The organism is Methylococcus sp. ANG (assembly GCF_040730495.1).
GTDB lineage: Bacteria > Pseudomonadota > Gammaproteobacteria > Methylococcales > Methylococcaceae > Methylococcus.
This window is the reverse complement of record NZ_CP160399.1, coordinates 3,429,087-3,448,479: the sequence shown is the minus strand read 5'-3', so window position 1 is coordinate 3,448,479 and position 19,393 is coordinate 3,429,087. Positions and strand designations below refer to the sequence as shown.

The following is a 19,393-nucleotide window of genomic DNA, read 5'->3' as shown; positions in this document are numbered from 1 at the left end:
GGGCGCCGGTTCAACGTATAATTTTCCGATTGGACGACCGCCGCGGACGAAGTCTGGCCCGATAGCCTGATAGAATGCGGGATGCGTACGAAACTAGAGACATTAGTCTAACCAATTTTTGGGGTTGCGTCGTGCCTGTCCATATGCAGATGGCCGGGAAACATGCCACTCGGGTGCGAATAACATGCAAACTGACCTCATCACCGACGAATCGGAGATCCGCCTCGCCGCCCACAGCCTGAAGGCCATGGCGCATCCCTTGCGGCTCAAGATTCTATGCACCTTGAGCACGGGGCGCATCAGCGTCCAGGACCTGGTGGAACAAGTCGGGACGACGCAGAGCAATGTCTCTCAGCACCTCGCCATCCTGCGGGACAAGGGCATCCTGAATTTCCACCGGGACGCCAACAAGGTCTACTACTTCGTGGAAGACGAAAGGATGCTGCAGCTCGTCCGCATGATCAAGGAAGTATTCTGCAAACACTAAGTAACCTAGCAGAAATAACTTGAACAATAGCCTTTTAGCCGCCGAGATCGCGAGGCTTGAGCCGATAGTTCCACTCGCCATGGAACTCGTCGCGTTCAATGGCCAGTTCCGCGAGTTCCTGGTCGGAGACTTTAACTCCTGCCGGATAATCCCGGTCGTCGAGTTGTGCCTGGATGCGCAGCCCTTCGGTGGTCGTCGTGTTGCCAATCAGGTTCACGACAACCTCCCGACTGACCAAAGGACGACCACGCCAGTTCTGGGTGATGTGACAGAACATCCGGTGCTCGATTTTGTTCCACTTGCTAGTGCCGGGCGGAAAGTGACAGACCTGGATCACCATCCCCAGTTCGTCGGCCAGTTGCTGCAGCTCAACCTTCCAGAGCCGCACACGATAGCCGTTACTGCCGCCGCAGTCGGCGGTGATCAGCAGGCGACGCGCGGCCGGATAGAGTGGCTGGCCCATCTCGCGCCACCACCGGCGGATACTCTCAACCGCAAATGCCGCCGTGTCGTGGGTGATCCCAACACTGACCCAGCCCTGGTTGGCGCCCACGTCATACACGCCATAGGGCGCGACTTTACCCAGTTGCGGATCGATGAAGTCGTAGACGCGTACGCCCTCCGGACGACCTTTCGGCTGCCATTCGCGCCCGCCATTCTTGAAGTCCCCGACCAGTTCTTTCTTTTTGGTATCAACCGAGACCACCGGATCGCCCGCCGCCTGATACTGCGCCGCCGTCGCGGCAATGTGGCTGAACTGCGCATCACGATCGGCCTGCTGACCCCCTTCGTGAATCTTCCGGGTCGCTTGCAGACTGTAGTCCAACTGCGCCAGCAAATCACACACGGTGCGCTGGCTCACCTGATGACCTTGGGCCACCAATTCCTTGGCCAAACGCGGCGTACTCTTGCAGGTCCAACGCAACGGCGACTGCGGGTCCCCACGCGTCGTCGGTTCGACCAACGCATCCAGGTCGCGCAACAGCGTTGGGTCTTTGGCCGTCAGCTTCTTGCGCCCACCACCCTTGGCCCGAACACGGCCCATCCTCGCCGTGACTGGCTCGCCACCGGATGGCGCCATAGCGAGCTCGCGCAGACCGGCATAGATCGTCGTGCGCGACAAACCCACCGCGCTCGCTACGGTACTGACGCCCCCATGGCCGAGGGTAAGCGCCTCAACCGCTGCCCACAACCGCAGCGTTGCTTCGTCCAGACGGCCGGAAAGCGCCAGAAATTTTTCCTCAATCACCTTGGTGGCGTCCATGCACAAAGCGTAGGCACAGACCGCTCACTGTTCAAGTTATTTCTGCTAGGCTCCTAAGACGCCAGAACAGCCGGCGGTTTTTTCGCCGGAACAAGACCAACGAATCCCAATTCTAGAAAGTGAGGAAGAAATGACCCGGTTGCTCGAATTTCTCGGCAATCACTGGATGATGGCCAGCGCCCTGCTCGTCGTCACCGTCCTGCTGATGCAAGACCTCCTGGAATCGCTGTTCCGCAAGCACAAGGTGCTGACTCCGGCCGGCGCCGTGCAGCTCATGAATACGGAAGAGGCTCTGGTGGTCGACGTCCGCGAGCCGGCGGAGTTCGCCGAAGGCCACATCGAGGGCGCCTACCACATCCCCTTGGGAAAGCTCGAAGAGCGCGCCTCCGAAATCGCCCGGCACAAGGACACACCGGTCATCGTCACCTGCCAGCAGGGCAGCCGTTCGCCCTCTGCCTGCAAGACCCTGACCAAACAAGGCTTCAGCCGGGTCTACGAGATGCGCGGAGGCATGGCGGCCTGGGGAGACGCCCATTATCCCGTGACCAAGAAACGCAAGAAGTCCTGATACCTCATCCTTTCACCACTCGGCCATTGCCAAAACCATGAGCGAAGAAAACCAACAGCCCGAAAGACAGTTCGCCATCCAGAAGCTTTACGTCAAGGATGTTTCCTTCGAGACCCCCAACTCGCCCGGCATATTCACCCAGACCTGGGAACCGAAAGTCGAGTTCAACCTCGGCTCCAAGGTCCAGCAACTCCAGGAGGGCCTGTTCGAAGTCAGCCTCTCGGTCACGATCACCGTGAAGCTGGAAGAGAAGACCGCCTACCTGGTCGAAATCTGCCAGGCCGGCATTTTCACGATCAGCGGTTTTCCGGAACAGGAAATGGGCCCCTTGCTCGGCAGCTATTGCCCCAACATCCTGTTCCCCTATGTCCGCGAGGCGGTCTCCGACCTCGTGAACAAAGGCGGCTTCCCGCCGCTGCTGCTGGCGCCGATCAATTTCGACGCGCTGTACATGCAGCAGGTCCAGATGGCGCAGCAGCAGGCCCAGCAGGCCACGCCGCACTGAAGCCGGTAGTTGCGCGCATGACGCCCCGCATCACCGTTCTCGGCGCCGGCTCCTGGGGAACGGCGCTGGCCCTGCTCGTCGCGAGGAACGGCGTTCCCACCCTGTTGTGGAGCCACCGTCGGGAACACGCCGAAGAAATGGCGGCAGAGCGCCGCAACACGCGCTATCTGCCCCATGCCGCATTCCCCGAAACCCTGGCGGTGACGCCGGACCTGGCCGAGGCGGTCGCCAAGGCCAGCGACGCCGTGCTCGTCGCCGTCCCCAGCCATGCCTTCCGCGACACCCTCGAGCGGTGCCAGCCCCATCTGCAGGCGGGAGCCGGTCTCATGTGGGCCACCAAGGGGCTGGACCGCACCCGCGGCTGCCTGCTGCACGAAACCGCCCGCGAAATCCTCGGCCCGGAGCGGGAGCTCGCCGTGCTGTCGGGACCGACCTTTGCCGCCGAAGTGGTCGCGGAGCTGCCCAGCGCCATCACCGTCGGCGCCAGCAGTGAAGCCTTCGGCGCCAAGATCGTCTCCTGGCTGCACAACGCCTATTTCCGCGCCTATACCACCGACGACATCATCGGCGCCCAGTTGGGCGGCGCCTGCAAGAACGTGCTGGCGATCGCCGCCGGCATTTCCGACGGCTTGGGGTTCGGCGCCAACGCCCGGGCCGCCCTCATCACCCGAGGGCTGGCCGAGATGATGCGGCTGAGCCTCGCCCTGGGCGCCAGGAGCGAAACGCTCATGGGCCTGGCCGGGGTCGGCGACCTGGTGCTCACGGCCACCGACAACCAGAGCCGCAATCGCCGCTTCGGCCTGGGGGTGGGCAAAGGCAAGCCGCGCGAGGAAATCCACGCGGAGATCGGTCAGGAAATCGAAGGCATCCTGGCGGCCCGGCTGATCCACGAACTCGCCGGCAGGAAGGGCGTGGACATGCCGATCACCGCCCAGACCTACCGCGTGCTGTACGAAGGCCTGCCGCCGGAGGAAGCGGTGCGCAATCTGCTGCTGCGGGAACCCAAGCCGGAGTGGGGCTGCTAGCGGCCTGAGGCGGGCGCCGCGCCCTCGAAGCCGCATTGACGCCAGGCTTCGAAACACACCACGGCGACGGCGTTGGACAGGTTCAGGCTGCGCGAGCCCGGCCGCATCGGCAGCCGGATCCGCCGGCCGGGGTCGAACCGGGCGAGCATCGCCGCCGGCAGGCCGCGCGACTCCGGGCCGAACAGGAAGACATCGCCGGGCCGGTAAGCCACGTCGGCATGGTCTACCTCGCCCTTGGTGGTCAGCGCAAACATCCGCTCCGGCGCGACCGCCGCCACGAAGCCGTCCCAGTCCCGATGCCGGGCCACCTCGGCCCATTCCCGGTAATCCAGCCCCGCCCGGCGCAGACGCGCATCGTCCATCTCGAACCCCAGCGGCTCGATGAGGTGCAGGCGGGCGCCGGTGTTGGCGCAGAGCCGGATGACGTTGCCGGTATTCGGCGGAATCTCCGGCTCGTACAGCACGATGTGAAACATCTCCTTCGACTGTGCTCAGGACGGGGCTCGAGCGTCACTTCACCGGGAGGGCCGGTATGGGAGTCAGCTTCCAGATGTCGCGGTTGTACTCGGCGATGGTGCGGTCGGTGGAGAACTTGCCGCTGGCAGCGGTGTTCAGGATGCTCATCCGGGCCCAGCGCTCCTTGTCGCTGAACGCGGCGGCGGCGGCCTTCTGCGCCTCGACGTAGCCGGGAAAGTCGGCGGCCGTCATCCAGGGGTCGTGGGAGCTGCGGATCGATTCGACGATGGGATCGAAGATGCCGGGCTCGAAGCGGTTGAAAAACCCGCCTTCCAGGAGACCCATGACCCGCTTCAAGTCTTCATTGGCCTCGATGATGGCGCCGGGGTCGTAGCTGCCGCGGCGACGTTCGACTTCCTCGGCGGTCAAGCCGAACAGGAAGAAGTTTTCCTCACCCACCTCCTCCCGGATCTCGATGTTGGCGCCGTCCAGCGTTCCGATCGTCAGGGCACCGTTCATCATGAACTTCATGTTGCCGGTGCCCGAAGCCTCCTTGCCCGCCGTGGAAATCTGCTCCGACAGATCGGTGCCGGGACAGATCACCTCCATGGCAGTGACCCGGTAGTTCGGCAGGAATACCACGCTCAGGCGGTCGCTCATTTCGGGATCGCCGTTGATCGTTCCGGCCACGTTGTTGATGAGCTTGATGATGCGCTTCGCCATCACGTAGCCCGGCGCCGCCTTGCCGCCGAACAGGACACAGCGGGGCGTCCAGTCCTGGACATCGCCCCGCTTGATCCGGTCGAACAGGTGGATCACGTGCAGCACGTTGAGCAGTTGGCGCTTGTATTCGTGGATGCGCTTGACCTGGATGTCGAACATCAGGTCGGGATTCACCAGATTCAACCCCAGCTCGCGGTTCTTGAAGTCGAGCAGCTTCTCCTTGTTGCGCCGCTTGATCGCCATCCACCGTTCCCGGAACGCCGCATCCTCGGCGAACGGACGGAGATCGGTCAGACGGGTCAGATCGGCGGTCCACTTGTCGCCGATGGCCTCGGTGATGAGTCCGGCCAGCGCCGGATTGCAGGCGGCCAGCCAGCGCCGGGGGGTGATGCCGTTGGTCTTGTTGTTGAAGCGCTCCGGCCACAGCTCGTGGAAATCCCTGAACATGCCTTCCTTCAGCAGATCGGAATGCAGGGCCGCGACGCCGTTGACCGAGAAGCTGCCGACGATGGCGAGATAGGCCATCCGCACCTGCTGTTCGTAGCCCTCTTCGATCAACGACATCCGCGCCAGCCGGTCGACGTCGCCGGGCCAGCGCGCCGCGACCTCGCCCAGGAAGCGCGCGTTGATCTCGAAGATGATTTCCAGCAGCCGCGGCAGCATCTGCCGGAACAGCCGCACCGGCCATTTTTCCAGTGCCTCGGGCAGCAGGGTATGGTTGGTGTAGGCCATGGTGCGGCTGGTGATGGCCCAGGCATCGTTCCAGGCCAGGCCGTGCTCGTCGATGAAGAGGCGCATCAGCTCGGCCACCGCGATGGTCGGGTGGGTATCGTTGAGCTGGAAGCAGTTCTTCGCGGCGAATTCCGAGAAATCCTCGCCGTGGTCCGCCACCCACCGGCGCATGACGTCCTGCAGGCTGGCCGAGGCCAGGAAATACTGCTGGCGCAGCCGCAGTTCCTTGCCGTTCTCGCTGGCGTCGTTCGGATACAGCACCATCGAGATGTTTTCCGCCAGGTTCTTGGCCCGGACCGATTCGGCGTAGTCGCCGGCGTTGAATTCGCCCAGCTTGAACTCGTCGGTGGCGGCGGATTTCCACAGCCTCAGGGTATTGACCGTGCCGTTCCGGTACCCCGGCACCGGGAGATCGAAAGGCACGGCCAGCACGTCGTCGGTGTCGAGCCAGACCACCTGGCCGGGGCGCGAAGCATCGTTCGACAATTCGGTCCGGCCGCCGAATTTGACCCGCACCGTCAGCTCCGGGCGCTCCTGCTCCCATACGTGGCCGTTCCGCAACCAGTGGTCCGGTTCCTCGACCTGGTAGCCGTTGATCACCAGTTGCCGGAACATGCCGTATTCATAACGGATGCCGTAACCCATGACCGGGAGTTGCAGCGTGGCGCAACTGTCGATGAAGCAGGCCGCGAGCCGTCCGAGCCCGCCGTTGCCCAGGCCGGCATCGAACTCGGAATCCGCCAGTTCCTCCAGCTCCAGTCCCAGCTCGTTGAGCGCCTGATGGATGGGCTCCTCGATACCGAGGTTAAGCATCGCGTTGCTCAAGGCGCGGCCGAGCAGGAATTCCAGCGAGAGGTAATAGGTCCTGCGGCAATCCTCCCGGTCGTAGGCATATTCGGTGTTCTTCCAGCGCTCCATCAGGCGGTCGCGCACCGTCAGCGCCAGCGCCGAGTACGCATAGTGCACCGAGCGGCAATTCCGGTCCCGACCCAGGGTGCAGTTGAAATGCCGGCGGATGTCGGCGCTCAGGTTTTTTGCCTTCATTCCCAGACCGGGCATTTCGGTCAGGAGTGCGGTCGGGTTGCTGGTCTTGAACTTGCGCGTGAGCATGAGCGGTCACCTCCCGTGTGAGGATTGGATGCGGACTTTCCCGGCCGCTGAACGGGGCGGGAAAGTCCGGTGGATGGTGCCGACAGTCTGAGGGAGACCGGTTACAGCCGTTCAGACGTCGAGATTCAACTCGCTTATTTTACGCGTCAAGGTGTTCCTGCCGTAACCCAGCAGTTTGGCCGCCTCCTGACGGCGGCCCCGGGTGAACTGCAAGGCGGTGCTGATGAGGATGCCTTCGGCCGAATCGATGGCCTCCTTCGCCACGTTGCGGTCGCCGCGCCGCAGGCGGGCATCGATCCACTGGGTGAAGCTGTCCTGCCATTCGCTGGAGACGGCGACCGGCTCCGGCCGGGCCTTCAGCAGCTCCGGCGGCAGATCGTCGAGGTGCACGTCCTTGCCGGCCGCCATGACCGTGATCCAGCGGCAGGTGTTCTCCAGTTGCCGGACGTTGCCCGGCCAGTCCAGCCGGCACAGGTAGGTCTCGACTTCGGGCAGCAGGGTCTTGGTCTCGACGTTGAGTTCCTGGCTGGCCTCCTTCAGGAAATGCTTGAGCAGCAGGATGATGTCCTGGCGCCGTTCCCGCAGCGGCGGAATGTGGATGCGGATGACGTTGAGGCGGTGGAACAAATCCTCCCGGAACCGCCCCTCGGCCACCAACTGCTCCAGGTTCTGGTGCGTCGCCGCGATGATCCGCACGTCCACCTTGACCGGGGCGTGGGCGCCGACCGGGAAAAACTCGCCTTCGGCCAGCACGCGCAGCAGGCGGGTCTGCAATTCCGCCGGCATGTCGCCGATCTCGTCCAGGAACAGGGTGCCGCCGTCGGCCTGTTCGAAACGTCCGGCGCGGCGGGCCTGGGCACCGGTGAAAGCGCCGCGCTCGTGGCCGAACAACTCGGACTCCAGCAGGTCCCGCGGAATGGCGGCCATGTTGAGCGCGATGAACGGCTTGTCCGCACGCGGGCTGTGGCGGTGCAGGGCGCGGGCGACCAGCTCCTTGCCGGTCCCGGACTCGCCGTTGATCAGCACGGTGATGTTCGAACGCGCAAGCCGGGCGATGGCGCGGAACACCTCCTGCATCGCCGGCGCCTCTCCGATGATTTCCGGGGTCTTTTCCGGCAAGCCCTTGTCGGCCGCCTCCTCGGTCGCAGCCCGCTGGCTATGGGTACAGGCGCGCGCGACCAGGTCCACCGCCTCGTCCACGTCGAAGGGTTTCGGCAGGTACTCGAACGCGCCGCCGCTGAACGCGGAAACCGCGCTCTCCAGGTCGGAATGCGCGGTCATGATCACCACCGGCAGGTCGGGATACTTGGCCTGCAGTTGCTTCAGCAGCTCGATGCCGTCCAGACCCGGCATGCGGATATCGGTGAGCACCGCATCCGGCCGGTCCCGGCTCAGCGCTTCCATCATGCTGTTGGCGGTGGAGAAGGCGCGGGTCTGTATCGACGCCTTCTGCAGGGCCTTTTCCAAGACCCAGCGGATAGACCGGTCGTCATCGACCACCCAAACCTGGAACGCTCGTTTCATGGTCCTCCTCCAGAGGCAAAAATATGGAAAAAACGGTGTTTCCGGGCACGCTGCTGCACTCGATCAGGCCGCCGTGCTGGCTGATCAGGCCCTGCGCGATCGACAGCCCCAGGCCGGTGCCGTCGGCCCGGCCGGTGACCATCGGATAGAAAATATGGTTCAAGAGTTCCGGCTTGATGCCGGGGCCGTCGTCGATGATGTCGACCTTCACCGCCATGCGGTGGCGCCGCTCGCCGATCGTCACCTGCCGGTCGATGCGGGTGCGGATGACGATCCGGCCGTGCATCCCCAAGGCCTGGGCGGCATTGCGCACGATGTTGAGTATGGCCTGGATCAGTTGATCGGCGTCGCCGAAGATTTCCGGGATGCTCGGGTCGTAGTCGCGGACGATCCGGACGCCGGCGGGCACTTCCACCTGCACCAGTTGGGTCACCCGGTCCAGCACCCGGTGGATATTGAGCCAGGTTTTCTGCGGCAGCTTGTTCGGCCCGAGCATGCGGTCCAGCAGGGACTGCAGGCGGTCGGATTCCTCGATGATGATCTGGGTGTATTCGCGCAGCTCGTCCTGCAGCTCCTGCTCCAGGAGCTGCGCCGCGCCGCGCAGCCCCCCGAGCGGATTCTTGATCTCGTGCGCCAGCCCCCGTAGCAGCGACCTGGCCGCATTCTGCTGCGCCAGCAACTGCTCCTCCATGGAAATCCGGAGGTGGCGGTCCACCTGCTGAACCTGGACCAGCACCCCGGTGGCCTCGTCCTCGGTCATCGGCGTGACGTGCAGGTTCACCGTGATCACGTGGAGGGGATGGACCAGGGTGACGTTGCGCTTGGTCAGCGAGATGCCGGTCTCCATGGCATGCCGCAAGTCCGGCTCGATCGGCTGTTCGCCGCACGGCAGCACCAGGCGCGCACGCGCGCCCAGGACCTGGCGGGCGCTTACGGCGAGCAGCATTTCGCCGGGCATGTTGATGTAGGTCAGGGTCAGCTTTTTATCGAACAGCAGCACGCCGTCCCCGAGGTTGTCGAGGATGCGCCGGTAGAAGGAAAGGGTGTCCGATGCCGTCATGCCAGGACCCGCAGCAAGTAATGCGCCATGCAAAAGGATTCGCCGGAGCCGGATTTTTCGCGCATTTCCGCGCCCCGCATAGGGTTGGGCTGGGTCGCGTGCACGACATGCGCGACTTGGCGCACCGATATGGTGCACTATTCCCCGGGGCTTGTCGCGTCTCGCCGGGAATTCGTCCTGTTTCCTGATTGCGACCTGCCTGCATTGCCGCACCGGACCGGCGCGCTTACCATGCCGGCATTCCGCCGCAATCCGGAGTTTTTCCGTGGATCCCCAACCCATTTCCCTCGAAGTCTTGCTGGAGAAATACGCCAAGCACGGCGAAACCAGCGCCGAGGAAATTTTCGCGCGAGTAGCGGAAGCCCTCGCCGCTCCGGAGAAGTCACCGGACGCATGGCGGCCTCGGTTCCTGTCGGCGCTCAAGTCGGGCTTCATCCCTGCCGGCAGGATCATGTCCGCGGCCGGTACCGGTATGCAGGCGACCCTGATCAACTGCTTCGTGCAGCCGGTGGGCGATTCGGTTTCGGAAGAAGTGGACGGCAGACCGGGCATTTACACGGCCCTGGCGGAAGCCGCCGAAACCATGCGGCGCGGCGGCGGCGTGGGCTACGATTTCTCGGCCATCCGCCCCAAAGGGGCGCGCGTCCACACGACGGAATCGCGGGCTTCCGGGCCGGTGTCGTACATGCGCGTTTTCGACCGCTCCTGCGAGACGGTGGAGTCCGCCGGTGCCCGCCGCGGCGCGCAGATGGGGATGCTGCGCTGCGAGCACCCGGATATCTTCGAATTCGTCCGCGCCAAGGACCGCGCGGGCGAATTGACCAACTTCAATCTCTCGGTCGCGTTGAGCGAGCACTTCATGCAGGCCGTGGAAACCGATGGCCTCTGGGACCTGACGCACCGCGCCGAACCCTCGCCCGAACAGCAGTGCGAAGGCGCCCACCTGCGCGAGGATGGACTATGGGTTTACCGCAGCGTCCCGGCGCGCGAGCTGTGGGACCTCATCATGCGCTCGACCTACGACCACGCCGAACCCGGCGTGCTGTTCATCGACCGGATGAGCCGGGAAAACAACCTGGGCTATTGCGAACGCATCGAAGCCACCAACCCTTGCGTCACGGCCGACACCTGGGTGATGACCGCCAAAGGCGCCCGGCAGGTGCGTGACCTGATCGATCGACCTTTCGAGGCTGTCGTAGACGGTAAATGCTATCCGACCGAATCGCAGGGCTTCTTCTTCACGGGCAATAAACCGGTACTGCGCTTGAATACTGCTGAAGGGCATGCCCTCCGCCTGACCGACGACCACCCCGTGCTGCGCGTTTCAAAAATGACTCGCTACCTGCGCGAAACGGAATGGGTGAAGGCTGGGGAACTCCGCCCCCATGACAAGATCGTGCTGCACGACCATCGCGCCCTGCCCGCCTGGGATGGCGCGCATACCGAAGCGGAAGGCTACCTGATCGGATTGCTGATCGGCGACGGTACACTCAAGCAGAACAAAGCCGTGTTGAGCGTCTGGGATGCGACCGCATTGAAGGTCGCCAATGGCGGCGAGAGCGTCCCCTCCTCCGGCGTAGCCGGTGTCATGCGCGCCGCGGAACAAGCCGCACGCAGATTGCCGCACCGTGCCGACTTCAATGGCTGGCAAACGACCATAGAGGGACGCGGTGAATACCGCATGGCGACCGGCGCCCTGCGCACGCTGGCGCTGGAACTGGGGCTGACACCCGGCAACAAGCGCTTCACCCCCGCGATGGAAACCGCATCGTCCGCCTTCTATCGCGGCGTGCTGCGCGGCATGTTCGATGCCGACGGCTCGGTGCAGGGCTCGCAGCAGAAAGGTATCAGCATCCGCCTGACGCAGACCGACCTCGGCAACCTGCAAGCCATGCAACGCATGCTGCTGCGCCTCGGCATCGCCGCCACCATCTATCAGAACCGCCGACCTGGCGGGATGAAGGTGCTGCCGGACGGCAAGGGCGGCGCGAAGGAATATGCCTGCCAAGCGCTGCATGAAATCATCATCGGCAACGAGAACATCGTGCGTTATGCCGAGCTGATCGGCTTCGCAGACAGCGACAAGATGGATCGGCTGACCGCTTTGATGCAGCGATACCAACGCAAACCGAATGCGGAACGTTTCGTCGCCACCGTACAGGCGCTCGAAGACGATGGCGTGGAAGCGGTCTACGACGTCACCGTTGCTGACATGCATGCTTTCGACGCCAACGGCCTGTATGTGCACAACTGCGCCGAGCAGCCCCTGCCCGCCTACGGCTGCTGCTGCCTGGGCAGCCTGGACCTGACCCGCTTCGTCGCCCACCCTTTCACACCGGATGCCACCTTCGAGGCCGAGCGCTTCGCCGAAGTCGCCGCCATCGCCGTGCGCATGCTGGACAACGTCCTGGATGCGACCTACTGGCCGCTGGAGCGACAACGGGAAGAGGCGAAAGCCAAGCGCAGGATCGGTCTGGGCTTCACCGGCTTAGGGGATGCACTCGCCATGCTGGGGGTACGCTACGACAGCGCCGAGGCGCGCGACGTGGCGGCCGGCATCGCCCGGTCGCTGCGCGATGCGGCCTATCTCGCCTCGGCCGAGCTGGCGCTGGAGAAAGGCGCATTCCCCTGCTTCGAGGCCGAACCCTATCTCGCATCGCCCTTCATCGCCGGCCTGCCCGAGCCACTGCGCGCCCGGATCCGGGAATCAGGGATCCGCAACAGCCACCTGCTCAGCATCGCTCCGACCGGCACCATCTCGCTGGCCTTCGCCGACAATGCCAGCAACGGCATCGAGCCGCCTTACGCCTGGACCTACGTCCGCAAGAAACGCGAACCCGACGGTTCCACCCGCGAATATCCGGTCGAGGACCACGCCTACCGGCTGTATCGGGCGACGGCGGGCGACCAGCCCCTGCCGCCGGCATTCGTCACGGCGCTGGACATTTCGGCGCTCGATCACATGCGCATGCTCGCGGCGGTCCAGCCTTTTGTGGACTCGTCCATCTCCAAAACGGTCAACGTCCCCGCCGACTACCCTTACGCGGATTTCCAGCACCTCTATCTCGAAGCCTGGAAAGCCGGGCTCAAGGGCCTCGCCACGTACCGCCCCAACCCGGTCACGGGAGCGGTCCTGGAAGCGGCACCGGCAACCGGCGTATCGCGCCCCGAATTCGACGAATCCGACCCCGACCGCAGGCTCCGCCTGGACGAAGTCCCCACGCCGGCCCTGGCCTCCTTGCGCTGGCGCCGCCGGCCCCGGCCAGCGGGCGGCAATCCGGCCTGGAGCTATCTGATCGACCACCCCCTGGGATCGTTCGCCGTGTTCATCGGCCATGTCGAAGACCACGGCGGCCATCCCTTCGAGGTGTGGGTCAACGGCGCGGAACAGCCGCGTGGCCTCGGCGCCCTGGCCAAGTCACTGTCGATGGACATGCGCTCCAACGACCGCGGCTGGCTCAAGACCAAGCTGGAGAGCCTGATGAAGGCGCACGGAGACGACGGTTTCGAACTGCCCTTCCCGCCCGACGGACGGCCCGTCCGCGTCCCCAGCCTGGTGGCGGGATTCGCCCGGCTGATCTACTACCGCTGCGCGGAACTCGGCGCCTTCGACACGCTCACCGACACCCCGGTACTGGACGCCCTGATGTCGCCCAAGGAACCCAAGACCGGTCCCGACGGCACGCTGTCCTGGACCGTCGACATCCTCAACGTCGCCACCGGCGACGACTTCGTCATGGGCCTCAAGGAACTGGTCCTCCCCAACGGCCAGCGGCGGCCCTACTCCATCTGGCTGTCCGGCGAGTACCCCCGAGTACTCGACGGCCTGTGCAAGAGCCTGTCCTTCGACATGCGCGTCATCGACCCCGCCTGGATCGGCGCGAAGCTGCGCCAATTGCTCGACTTTCCGGAACCGCGCGGCGATTTCCTGGCCCGAATCCCCGGCAGCGGTCGTCAGCGGAACTATCCTTCGACCGTCGCCTACATGGCGCGGCTGGCGATACACCGCTACGCCATGCTGGGGCTCCTGGACGAAGAAGGACAGCCGCTGCAGGACATGGGGCTGATGGACTACGAAACCCCCGGCCCGGAGATCGGGCGGGCCAAAACGCCCGTCCTGAAAGGCGCCCGCTGCCCGGAATGCGGCAACGATGCGGTGATACGCCGGGACGGCTGCGATTTCTGCACGGCTTGCGGGGCATTGGGCGGATGCGGGTAACTGGGCGCTTGCAGAAAACCATTTATGCCGCCCCTTTCCTACCGCGTCGATATTCCGCAATGAATCACCTGCCAGCAAAATCGCACCCAACCATCGATACCGTAGCACGAGTGTCCACTCTGCGGCCTCTTCATTTCGCCATATTGGTGGGAATCTTTTATGCCGGATTGGCGTATCTGATTGGATCGAGCTATTTTTTCATATACGATGACACGGCCCTCATCGACGTCGCGAGCGGCAACTCCGTCGCGCATATTCTCCAGACATCGTTCACAGGCTTCTTCCGCCCGCTGACTCTCTTATTGGTAAAACTCGAGACGATAGGCTTCGGCTGGACCCGGCCTTACGGGTACATCCTTGTTTCGCTGCTGATGCACAGCCTGAACGCCATACTTCTGTACGCCATATTACGCAGGCTCGATTTCAGCATCGGCGCATTTTTCGCGGGGGCTTTTTTTCTGTTATCGCCATTTGCAACGGAAACTTTTTTCTGGTTCAGCAGCCAGTTCGACCTGCTTTCAGCGCTGCTGACGCTGTTGAGTACCTGGATGCTGCTGCTATATCGGGATTCCGGAAAAACGAGGCATGCAATATGCGCCGTCCTATCCTACACGGGCGCCTTGTTCTCGAAAGAAAATGCCATCATTTTTGTTACGGTGCTTCCTTTGCTGATTATATGGCAACGGAAAAAGGCGCCGGCGGCCAGAACGGCCTGGTTGATCTCTGCTTTTCTTGTCCCGGCCGCCGGCTATCTTGCCATTCGCTCCATGCTGGTCGGAGCGTTCCATAGCCCTTACGGAAACATGCTGTCCCTGGTGCAGAATGCAGACATTGTGTCGCATCTCGCCTCCTACGCGAGGACATTCTCAGACCTTTCCCTGAAAATGCCGGAAGCTTTCTCCTGGGTCGGTATCTCTTACACGGGGGCGTTGATTGCATTCCTTGCAACCGCTCTTTATTGTCGTCCCAAACTCACGGTCACTACGCTGCTCCTATTCTGTCTGGCCTTGTCTCCCGTCATCTGGACCGCACCCACTCATGCGGGGACTGCCGATACCCGTTTTCTATACGTCCCGGCAATCTTCCCGATAATTGCCATCTCGATCGGAGTCGAAACCAGCCTTCGACAGCCGGTCCTCAGCGACGGCTGGACTCGCATCGCAAGGAACGCCGGCATCGCCGGCACTGGTGTCCTGCTGTCCGCCGCCGCTCTCAGCACGTCGGAACAGGCGGCGATATGGCGTTTCGCCTACGAAACCGCTCACAGCGCCGTGCTCGATGTCCTGCACACCGCATGGCAAAACCCCGGCTCCACCTTGCATGTCCGAAACCTTCCGCTCCGCCTCACGGAGGGGCCTTATCTTGTCAAGCCATATAACTTGATTCATTACGCCAAAGCGCTCGACAATCCCATTTCCAACCGCATCGTCTGTGATTCCGCAATACTATCCTACCGCGACCCGGAAATGCTCACGCCAGCCGAGCGCTCCGAATTGGGTCCCAGCGGCAACGAAAACGGTGCAATCAAGGACATAGTTATCGGCAGCCCTGCCAGGGCTCGATTCCTGCCAACGAACTAAACGAGCCCCCTTGATCGAAGCGGGACGTTTCTCATGTCCTGGAACTGATATTACGGGACGGCCCACTGCCTGCGGCCGGAACGGAACCATCGGGTAATCCATGCCGGATGGGCGTCGGAAAGCACGAACGACAAGGTAATGTGCGCGTAAGACCAGAAAATGAACTGCTGATAATACAAACTCTCGGAAACGGCGCCACCCGCCACGCCAGCCGGAGAAAACAGGATAAACCCGGCGACCATCACCACGGACATGGCGGCATAGCGCCACAAAGCCCCGTCCCCCAGCCTCTTGAACTTTTCTATCGGGTATAACGACCAGAAAATGAAGTGATATAAGACTATATGATTCAGATCAAACCTGACAAAGAAGGAAGACAGAACCAGCAACAGGCCGAACACCTCAAAAATACTACTGTCGATCATGCCCTTTACGCCCAACACCGGACGCATCTGGTTCAGCCGGTAAAAAAACAGTCCGTAGAAAAAAAACAAGCCGCCGAACAAAAAGGCCGGCCCGATCCAAGCCAACTCGGAATAATGACGAAGAAGGGCAGCGTAAATGGCGGCATTGAGAAGAACGGCGGCGACACGCAAACCTCGACGTTGCTCGCCTTCCGTCACCGGAAACTTCCGGTCCAGCAGATAAACCTCATTGAATACGTGGTGAACTCCGAAATACACCAAAAGGGAAAATTGACTCGCATATAACGCCAGCCCGCCGGACAAAACCGCCAGCGCCGGAGCGAGAGAGCTGGCATCCTTTGCGACGGCAAGAATGCGGTGTCTCGAGTAATAAAGCGCGAGCCCATAATGCACGAAGGCAATGCTCCAGAAGAGAGAAGACCAGAGGACACCGGTCGTCTGACTTGCGATCAGTGCGGTAATGAAAACAGCGGTGATTCTTGTCAATGCATGGATAGGCATCAGAGTCGTTCCATTTCAGCGAAAACCGGAGCGGCGTTTTTCTCCAGAACCGCGGTGTAGCCAAGAGTGATCGGGCTGAATTTTCCCGTAAACAGCTCATCGCAAGCCCCCGTATCACTTTGGCCGGGACGCGTTTTCCATAATCCGAGGTAGATTTTTTGTGGCAGGACGATGGTCAAATACGTCAACAGTGAACCCGAAAAAGACGACGCCTTTCCGAACCGCTCCAGCAGTTTCAGCCAGAGCCTCAGCCACAGATAGGTCAGGTACATCAAGGCAAACGCCCCCTCGCCCCCCTTCTCGCCGATGGATACGGCACGCAGCCCCGAGCAAGCCGCGATATGCTTTATCGCGAATGGCGTATAACGATAGTAATCGTGCGGAATCTCGTGTAACGGATTGAAAAAAGGCGTGCTCATGAACAGGCTGCCACCAGGTTTCAAGACGCGGCTGCATTCCTTCATCGCGAGGAGGGGATCGTGGAGGTGCTCGAATACCTCCGTGCAGAGGATGCAGTCGAATTCCCCATCGCGAAAAGGAAGGCGGTGCAGGGTCCCAGCCACATCCAGGCCGGCAATACCGTGAGGAGAGCCGGGCATGTCTATGCTCACGACCGACGCGAAAAATTCCTCGTAAACGGGCAGATAGGGCCGGCTGCCCGCCCCAGCGTCCAGAAGCCTCCCGCCACCGCCCTTTTCGAAGTTTCGTTCGAGAAAACGCACCAATTCCTGGAGAATGATCTCGTCGATGAGCAAGCTGTCCGGGCGTTGCCGCTCGTCGACACGAAAGCGGCCGTTCGCCGCTTTGATCACCAGATCACCCATCTATGCTCGAACCTCCCAAACTATCGAAACGGGCGCCGGTCAGTATCTCGTTCAAATAGCCGTCAAACGCCGCCAGCATTTTACCGACACTGAATTGGTTCGCCCTGTCGAGCCCGGAACGTACCATGGCAGAACGGCGCTCATCGTCGGACAGCAGGGTGGCACAGCGGTCCGCGAGTGCATGGGCATCCCCTACCGGCACCAGGAATCCATTTTCCCCGTCGCTGATGATCTCCCCTGGCCCCGACGGGCAATCGGTCGCCACCACCGGTACCCCCAACGCCATGGCTTCGACGATCACGTTGCCGAAACCTTCGAAAAAAGAGGAAAGAACGAAAATATCAGCTTGCGCCATGTAGGGGAAGGGATTCTCCCGGAATCCCACCAGAACGACATGCTCCCTTATTCCAAACTCGGAGGCGACTCTTTCGATGTCTCGGCGGAGTTCCCCGTCTCCCACCAGAACGAGCTTGGCGGGCCGGTGCGCTAGAACGTCCTTGAATGCCGCGAGGAGCGTGGGGAAGTCCTTCTGGCTGCCGAATCGGCTGGCGGAAACGATCCAGGTGCGGTCCTTGGCCAACTCGATCGGCTGTCCGGCTTTGCGCCTGACGTCGTCGATGTCGATGCCATTGTAGATGACCTCGAGCCTGCCGGGCGCCGCACCATAGGCGTCGACCAAATCTTCGAATACGCCGCGCGAGGGCACGATCACCCGATTCGGCAGAGTCAGGCAGCAGTGAATGACCCAACGCTCCAGCAACGTCGGCCCCCTGCCGACACTGGTGAAATAGCCGGTCAAGCTTCCCAAAATGGTTCCCGCCAACGGGATGTCGGGAAAGAACAACCGTTTCGCCAGGGCGGCGAACAGCGTGCCGTTATGCATGATCGAAAGCACCAGTTGAGGCCTTTCGCGCCGCACGACCGATCGGATCGCCCAGGCGTAACGCAGGCTGTTATCCACCGACAACCGGTAGGGCTGGCCAGACCGCCAGTCGTCGAACAGGTAAAGCCGGATGTCGCATCGGCGGTAGAACTCCGCGATGGCTGACTGGGTCAGCAAGGCGCAGTCGAATCCCCGCAGCCCCGTCAGCAGGTTGAAAACGACCGTCTCGGCGCCACCGATCACATCGGCGGGCAGTATCACCAGCAGCCGAGGCTTTACCGCCGGCACGTCGGGAGTCATAAGAAATCCGTATCGCCCATCATCAGCCACCAGCGATCTTTCAGGCGTTCGACGCTGCGGGCGTCGGTCCAGACGTTCGCCGGAATACGGACGTCGGTGTCGGCTGCCACACCTCCGCCATGAACCAGATACCGGGCATAGGGGGCGGAAATCCAGGCGGTGAGGGCGGACGATGAGCGACGGGCGGCGGCAGTCCTGGCCGCATCGACGATCAGAGGGATGTTGTTCAACGGTGCCAGCATATCCAGGAGCTTGTATTCGTTATTGTCACGCCGAAGTATCGCCACACCCTGGGGACGCCCCGTCAGCCGGTCGCGCACCAGCAGAGCCTCGTAGCGATGCACCGGGTGGCGCTGGTAGCGGTATCGGATATAGGCGGGGTCCCTGAGCACGAGCGCCGCATCCTGAAGATCCGCGGCCATCTGGCTCCACAACATCGCAAGCAGACCGTCGTCGAGTTCGGAAACGTCGATCAAGGTGGCCGCATATCTGACTCGGAAACGCTGGTCCGAGGGAGTCCAGCGCACTTCCGAAATTCGTCCGACTTCGCCGTAAAGCCCCAGCCGCTCGGCGATCCGCATGGCACGGTGGTTTGGAAAACCGAAGGCCAGCTCGTGCTCGTCGTAATAGCCGAAATAGGCCTCCAGGAATGCGCTGGCAACCTCGAAAAATACACCCTTTTTCGTCATCAGCCCCCGCTCGCCCGGGGCGACCATCACATCGCATACCTGCAATCCCCGAACGGTTCGCCCGTTGACGGCAACACGGCGGGACGTTGCCCCATAATGCGCGACGATGCGTCCATTCCGGCGGGCGATGACGGCTCGGCCCCGGCCTTCGCCGTATTTCCAGTGCCATAAGTCGGGACTCATTTCGGCTGCGAAAGTCTCTTTGAAAAGCGACATACAGCCCGGCAGGTCTTCGGGCGCGAATTCACTGAGCCGCCAACGCGCCGCCGCCGTCTTCGCCAGGACGACTTGCAAAGGACCGGCGCCGTCGCCGATGGGGCCGGCATGACCGGAGAACCCCGAATGCGCGGCCAGCGCCTCCAGGTAAAAGGCCTTTTCACGGCATCGCGCAGGACTGCCGCCCTCTTCGGCATCGAGTTCGAAAATCAGCGAACCTTCCTCCCGCAACAGCGAGTGCGCGTGCGCGAGGAGCCTTAAAGGCTGCGGACGCCATCCCCGCATGTCGATCCATAGACGCG

At 62.5% G+C, this 19,393-nt stretch carries 15 protein-coding genes; 6 read left to right on the top strand and 9 right to left on the bottom strand.

Going from position 1 to position 19,393, the window contains the following annotated elements; genetic code table 11:
- Positions 1-184: 184 nt before the first annotated feature.
- Positions 185-487, top strand: a complete 303-nt coding sequence (locus ABZN20_RS16815) for an ArsR/SmtB family transcription factor (RefSeq protein WP_218808895.1) — start codon at positions 185-187, stop codon at positions 485-487.
- Between the two features lie 34 nt (positions 488-521).
- Here the strand turns inward: ABZN20_RS16815 and ABZN20_RS16810 are convergent, their stop codons facing one another.
- Positions 522-1,751 (bottom strand): ISAzo13 family transposase, encoded by a 1,230-nt coding sequence (locus tag ABZN20_RS16810; protein WP_367025221.1) that lies wholly within the window; start codon positions 1,749-1,751, stop codon positions 522-524.
- A 130-nt stretch (positions 1,752-1,881) separates the two neighbouring features.
- Between ABZN20_RS16810 and ABZN20_RS16805 the strand changes: the two genes are divergently transcribed.
- Genes ABZN20_RS16805 through ABZN20_RS16795 form a run of 3 tightly spaced genes read left to right on the top strand, consistent with a single transcriptional unit; the run spans position 1,882 to position 3,849 of the window.
- Positions 1,882-2,319, top strand: a complete 438-nt coding sequence (locus tag ABZN20_RS16805; protein WP_218808894.1) for a rhodanese-like domain-containing protein — start codon at positions 1,882-1,884, stop codon at positions 2,317-2,319.
- 37 nt (positions 2,320-2,356) lie between these two features.
- The gene (secB, locus tag ABZN20_RS16800; RefSeq protein ID WP_218808893.1) at positions 2,357-2,824 is read left to right on the top strand and encodes a protein-export chaperone SecB; all 468 of its coding nucleotides are present in this window, start codon (positions 2,357-2,359) and stop codon (positions 2,822-2,824) included.
- A 17-nt stretch (positions 2,825-2,841) separates the two neighbouring features.
- Positions 2,842-3,849: an NAD(P)H-dependent glycerol-3-phosphate dehydrogenase gene (locus ABZN20_RS16795; protein ID WP_218808892.1), complete on the top strand. Its 1,008-nt coding sequence runs from the start codon at positions 2,842-2,844 to the stop codon at positions 3,847-3,849.
- On the opposite strand, the gene trmL is transcribed toward ABZN20_RS16795, so the two are convergent.
- The 4 genes from trmL to glnL form a co-directional block, all read right to left on the bottom strand.
- Positions 3,846-4,325: a tRNA (uridine(34)/cytosine(34)/5-carboxymethylaminomethyluridine(34)-2'-O)-methyltransferase TrmL gene (gene trmL, locus ABZN20_RS16790; protein ID WP_218808891.1), complete on the bottom strand. Its 480-nt coding sequence runs from the start codon at positions 4,323-4,325 to the stop codon at positions 3,846-3,848. The two genes, ABZN20_RS16795 and trmL, sit on opposite strands and share 4 nt — an antisense overlap.
- Before the next feature lie 34 nt (positions 4,326-4,359).
- On the bottom strand, positions 4,360-6,870 hold the full coding sequence (locus tag ABZN20_RS16785; RefSeq protein ID WP_367026014.1) for a glycogen/starch/alpha-glucan phosphorylase: 2,511 nt from the start codon (positions 6,868-6,870) through the stop codon (positions 4,360-4,362).
- Positions 6,871-6,981: 111 nt separating this feature from the next.
- On the bottom strand, positions 6,982-8,394 hold the full coding sequence (gene ntrC, locus ABZN20_RS16780; protein ID WP_367026013.1) for a nitrogen regulation protein NR(I): 1,413 nt from the start codon (positions 8,392-8,394) through the stop codon (positions 6,982-6,984).
- The gene (glnL, locus tag ABZN20_RS16775) at positions 8,360-9,454 is read right to left on the bottom strand and encodes a nitrogen regulation protein NR(II) (RefSeq protein WP_367026012.1); all 1,095 of its coding nucleotides are present in this window, start codon (positions 9,452-9,454) and stop codon (positions 8,360-8,362) included. Before glnL ends, ntrC begins: the two co-directional genes overlap by 35 nt.
- A 265-nt stretch (positions 9,455-9,719) precedes the next feature.
- Here glnL and ABZN20_RS16770 point away from each other — a divergent pair, with 265 nt between their 5' ends.
- Both ABZN20_RS16770 and ABZN20_RS16765 read left to right on the top strand, forming a co-directional pair.
- Positions 9,720-13,673, top strand: coding sequence for an LAGLIDADG family homing endonuclease (locus ABZN20_RS16770; RefSeq protein ID WP_367026011.1), 3,954 nt, complete (start codon positions 9,720-9,722; stop codon positions 13,671-13,673).
- Between the two features lie 59 nt (positions 13,674-13,732).
- Entirely contained in the window at positions 13,733-15,253 is a 1,521-nt protein-coding gene (locus ABZN20_RS16765; protein ID WP_367026010.1) for a glycosyltransferase family 39 protein, read from the top strand.
- A gap of 50 nt (positions 15,254-15,303) precedes the next feature.
- On the opposite strand, the gene ABZN20_RS16760 is transcribed toward ABZN20_RS16765, so the two are convergent.
- The 4 genes from ABZN20_RS16760 to ABZN20_RS16745 are packed head-to-tail and all read right to left on the bottom strand — an operon-like array spanning position 15,304 to position 19,322.
- Positions 15,304-16,179, bottom strand: coding sequence for a hypothetical protein (locus ABZN20_RS16760; RefSeq protein ID WP_218808885.1), 876 nt, complete (start codon positions 16,177-16,179; stop codon positions 15,304-15,306).
- Positions 16,179-17,003, bottom strand: a complete 825-nt coding sequence (locus ABZN20_RS16755; RefSeq protein WP_218808884.1) for a class I SAM-dependent methyltransferase — start codon at positions 17,001-17,003, stop codon at positions 16,179-16,181. Before ABZN20_RS16755 ends, ABZN20_RS16760 begins: the two co-directional genes overlap by 1 nt.
- Positions 16,996-18,186, bottom strand: coding sequence for a glycosyltransferase (locus tag ABZN20_RS16750; protein WP_367026009.1), 1,191 nt, complete (start codon positions 18,184-18,186; stop codon positions 16,996-16,998). The genes ABZN20_RS16755 and ABZN20_RS16750 overlap by 8 nt, the downstream gene beginning before the upstream one ends.
- Positions 18,183-19,322: a GNAT family N-acetyltransferase gene (locus ABZN20_RS16745; RefSeq protein ID WP_367026008.1), complete on the bottom strand. Its 1,140-nt coding sequence runs from the start codon at positions 19,320-19,322 to the stop codon at positions 18,183-18,185. Before ABZN20_RS16745 ends, ABZN20_RS16750 begins: the two co-directional genes overlap by 4 nt.
- Positions 19,323-19,393 lie beyond the last annotated feature (71 nt).

Coding starts and splice junctions, on each gene's coding strand:
- ABZN20_RS16755 (WP_218808884.1), bottom strand. CDS start 17,003: ATGGGTGATCTGGTGATCAAAGCGGCGAACGGCCGCTTTCGTGTCGAC.
- ABZN20_RS16785 (WP_367026014.1), bottom strand. CDS start 6,870: ATGCTCACGCGCAAGTTCAAGACCAGCAACCCGACCGCACTCCTGACC.
- secB (WP_218808893.1), top strand. CDS start 2,357: ATGAGCGAAGAAAACCAACAGCCCGAAAGACAGTTCGCCATCCAGAAG.
- ABZN20_RS16765 (WP_367026010.1), top strand. CDS start 13,733: ATGAATCACCTGCCAGCAAAATCGCACCCAACCATCGATACCGTAGCA.
- ABZN20_RS16810 (WP_367025221.1), bottom strand. CDS start 1,751: ATGGACGCCACCAAGGTGATTGAGGAAAAATTTCTGGCGCTTTCCGGC.
- ABZN20_RS16815 (WP_218808895.1), top strand. CDS start 185: ATGCAAACTGACCTCATCACCGACGAATCGGAGATCCGCCTCGCCGCC.
- ABZN20_RS16795 (WP_218808892.1), top strand. CDS start 2,842: ATGACGCCCCGCATCACCGTTCTCGGCGCCGGCTCCTGGGGAACGGCG.
- ntrC (WP_367026013.1), bottom strand. CDS start 8,394: ATGAAACGAGCGTTCCAGGTTTGGGTGGTCGATGACGACCGGTCTATC.
- ABZN20_RS16805 (WP_218808894.1), top strand. CDS start 1,882: ATGACCCGGTTGCTCGAATTTCTCGGCAATCACTGGATGATGGCCAGC.
- ABZN20_RS16760 (WP_218808885.1), bottom strand. CDS start 16,179: ATGCCTATCCATGCATTGACAAGAATCACCGCTGTTTTCATTACCGCA.
- trmL (WP_218808891.1), bottom strand. CDS start 4,325: ATGTTTCACATCGTGCTGTACGAGCCGGAGATTCCGCCGAATACCGGC.
- glnL (WP_367026012.1), bottom strand. CDS start 9,454: ATGACGGCATCGGACACCCTTTCCTTCTACCGGCGCATCCTCGACAAC.
- ABZN20_RS16750 (WP_367026009.1), bottom strand. CDS start 18,186: ATGACTCCCGACGTGCCGGCGGTAAAGCCTCGGCTGCTGGTGATACTG.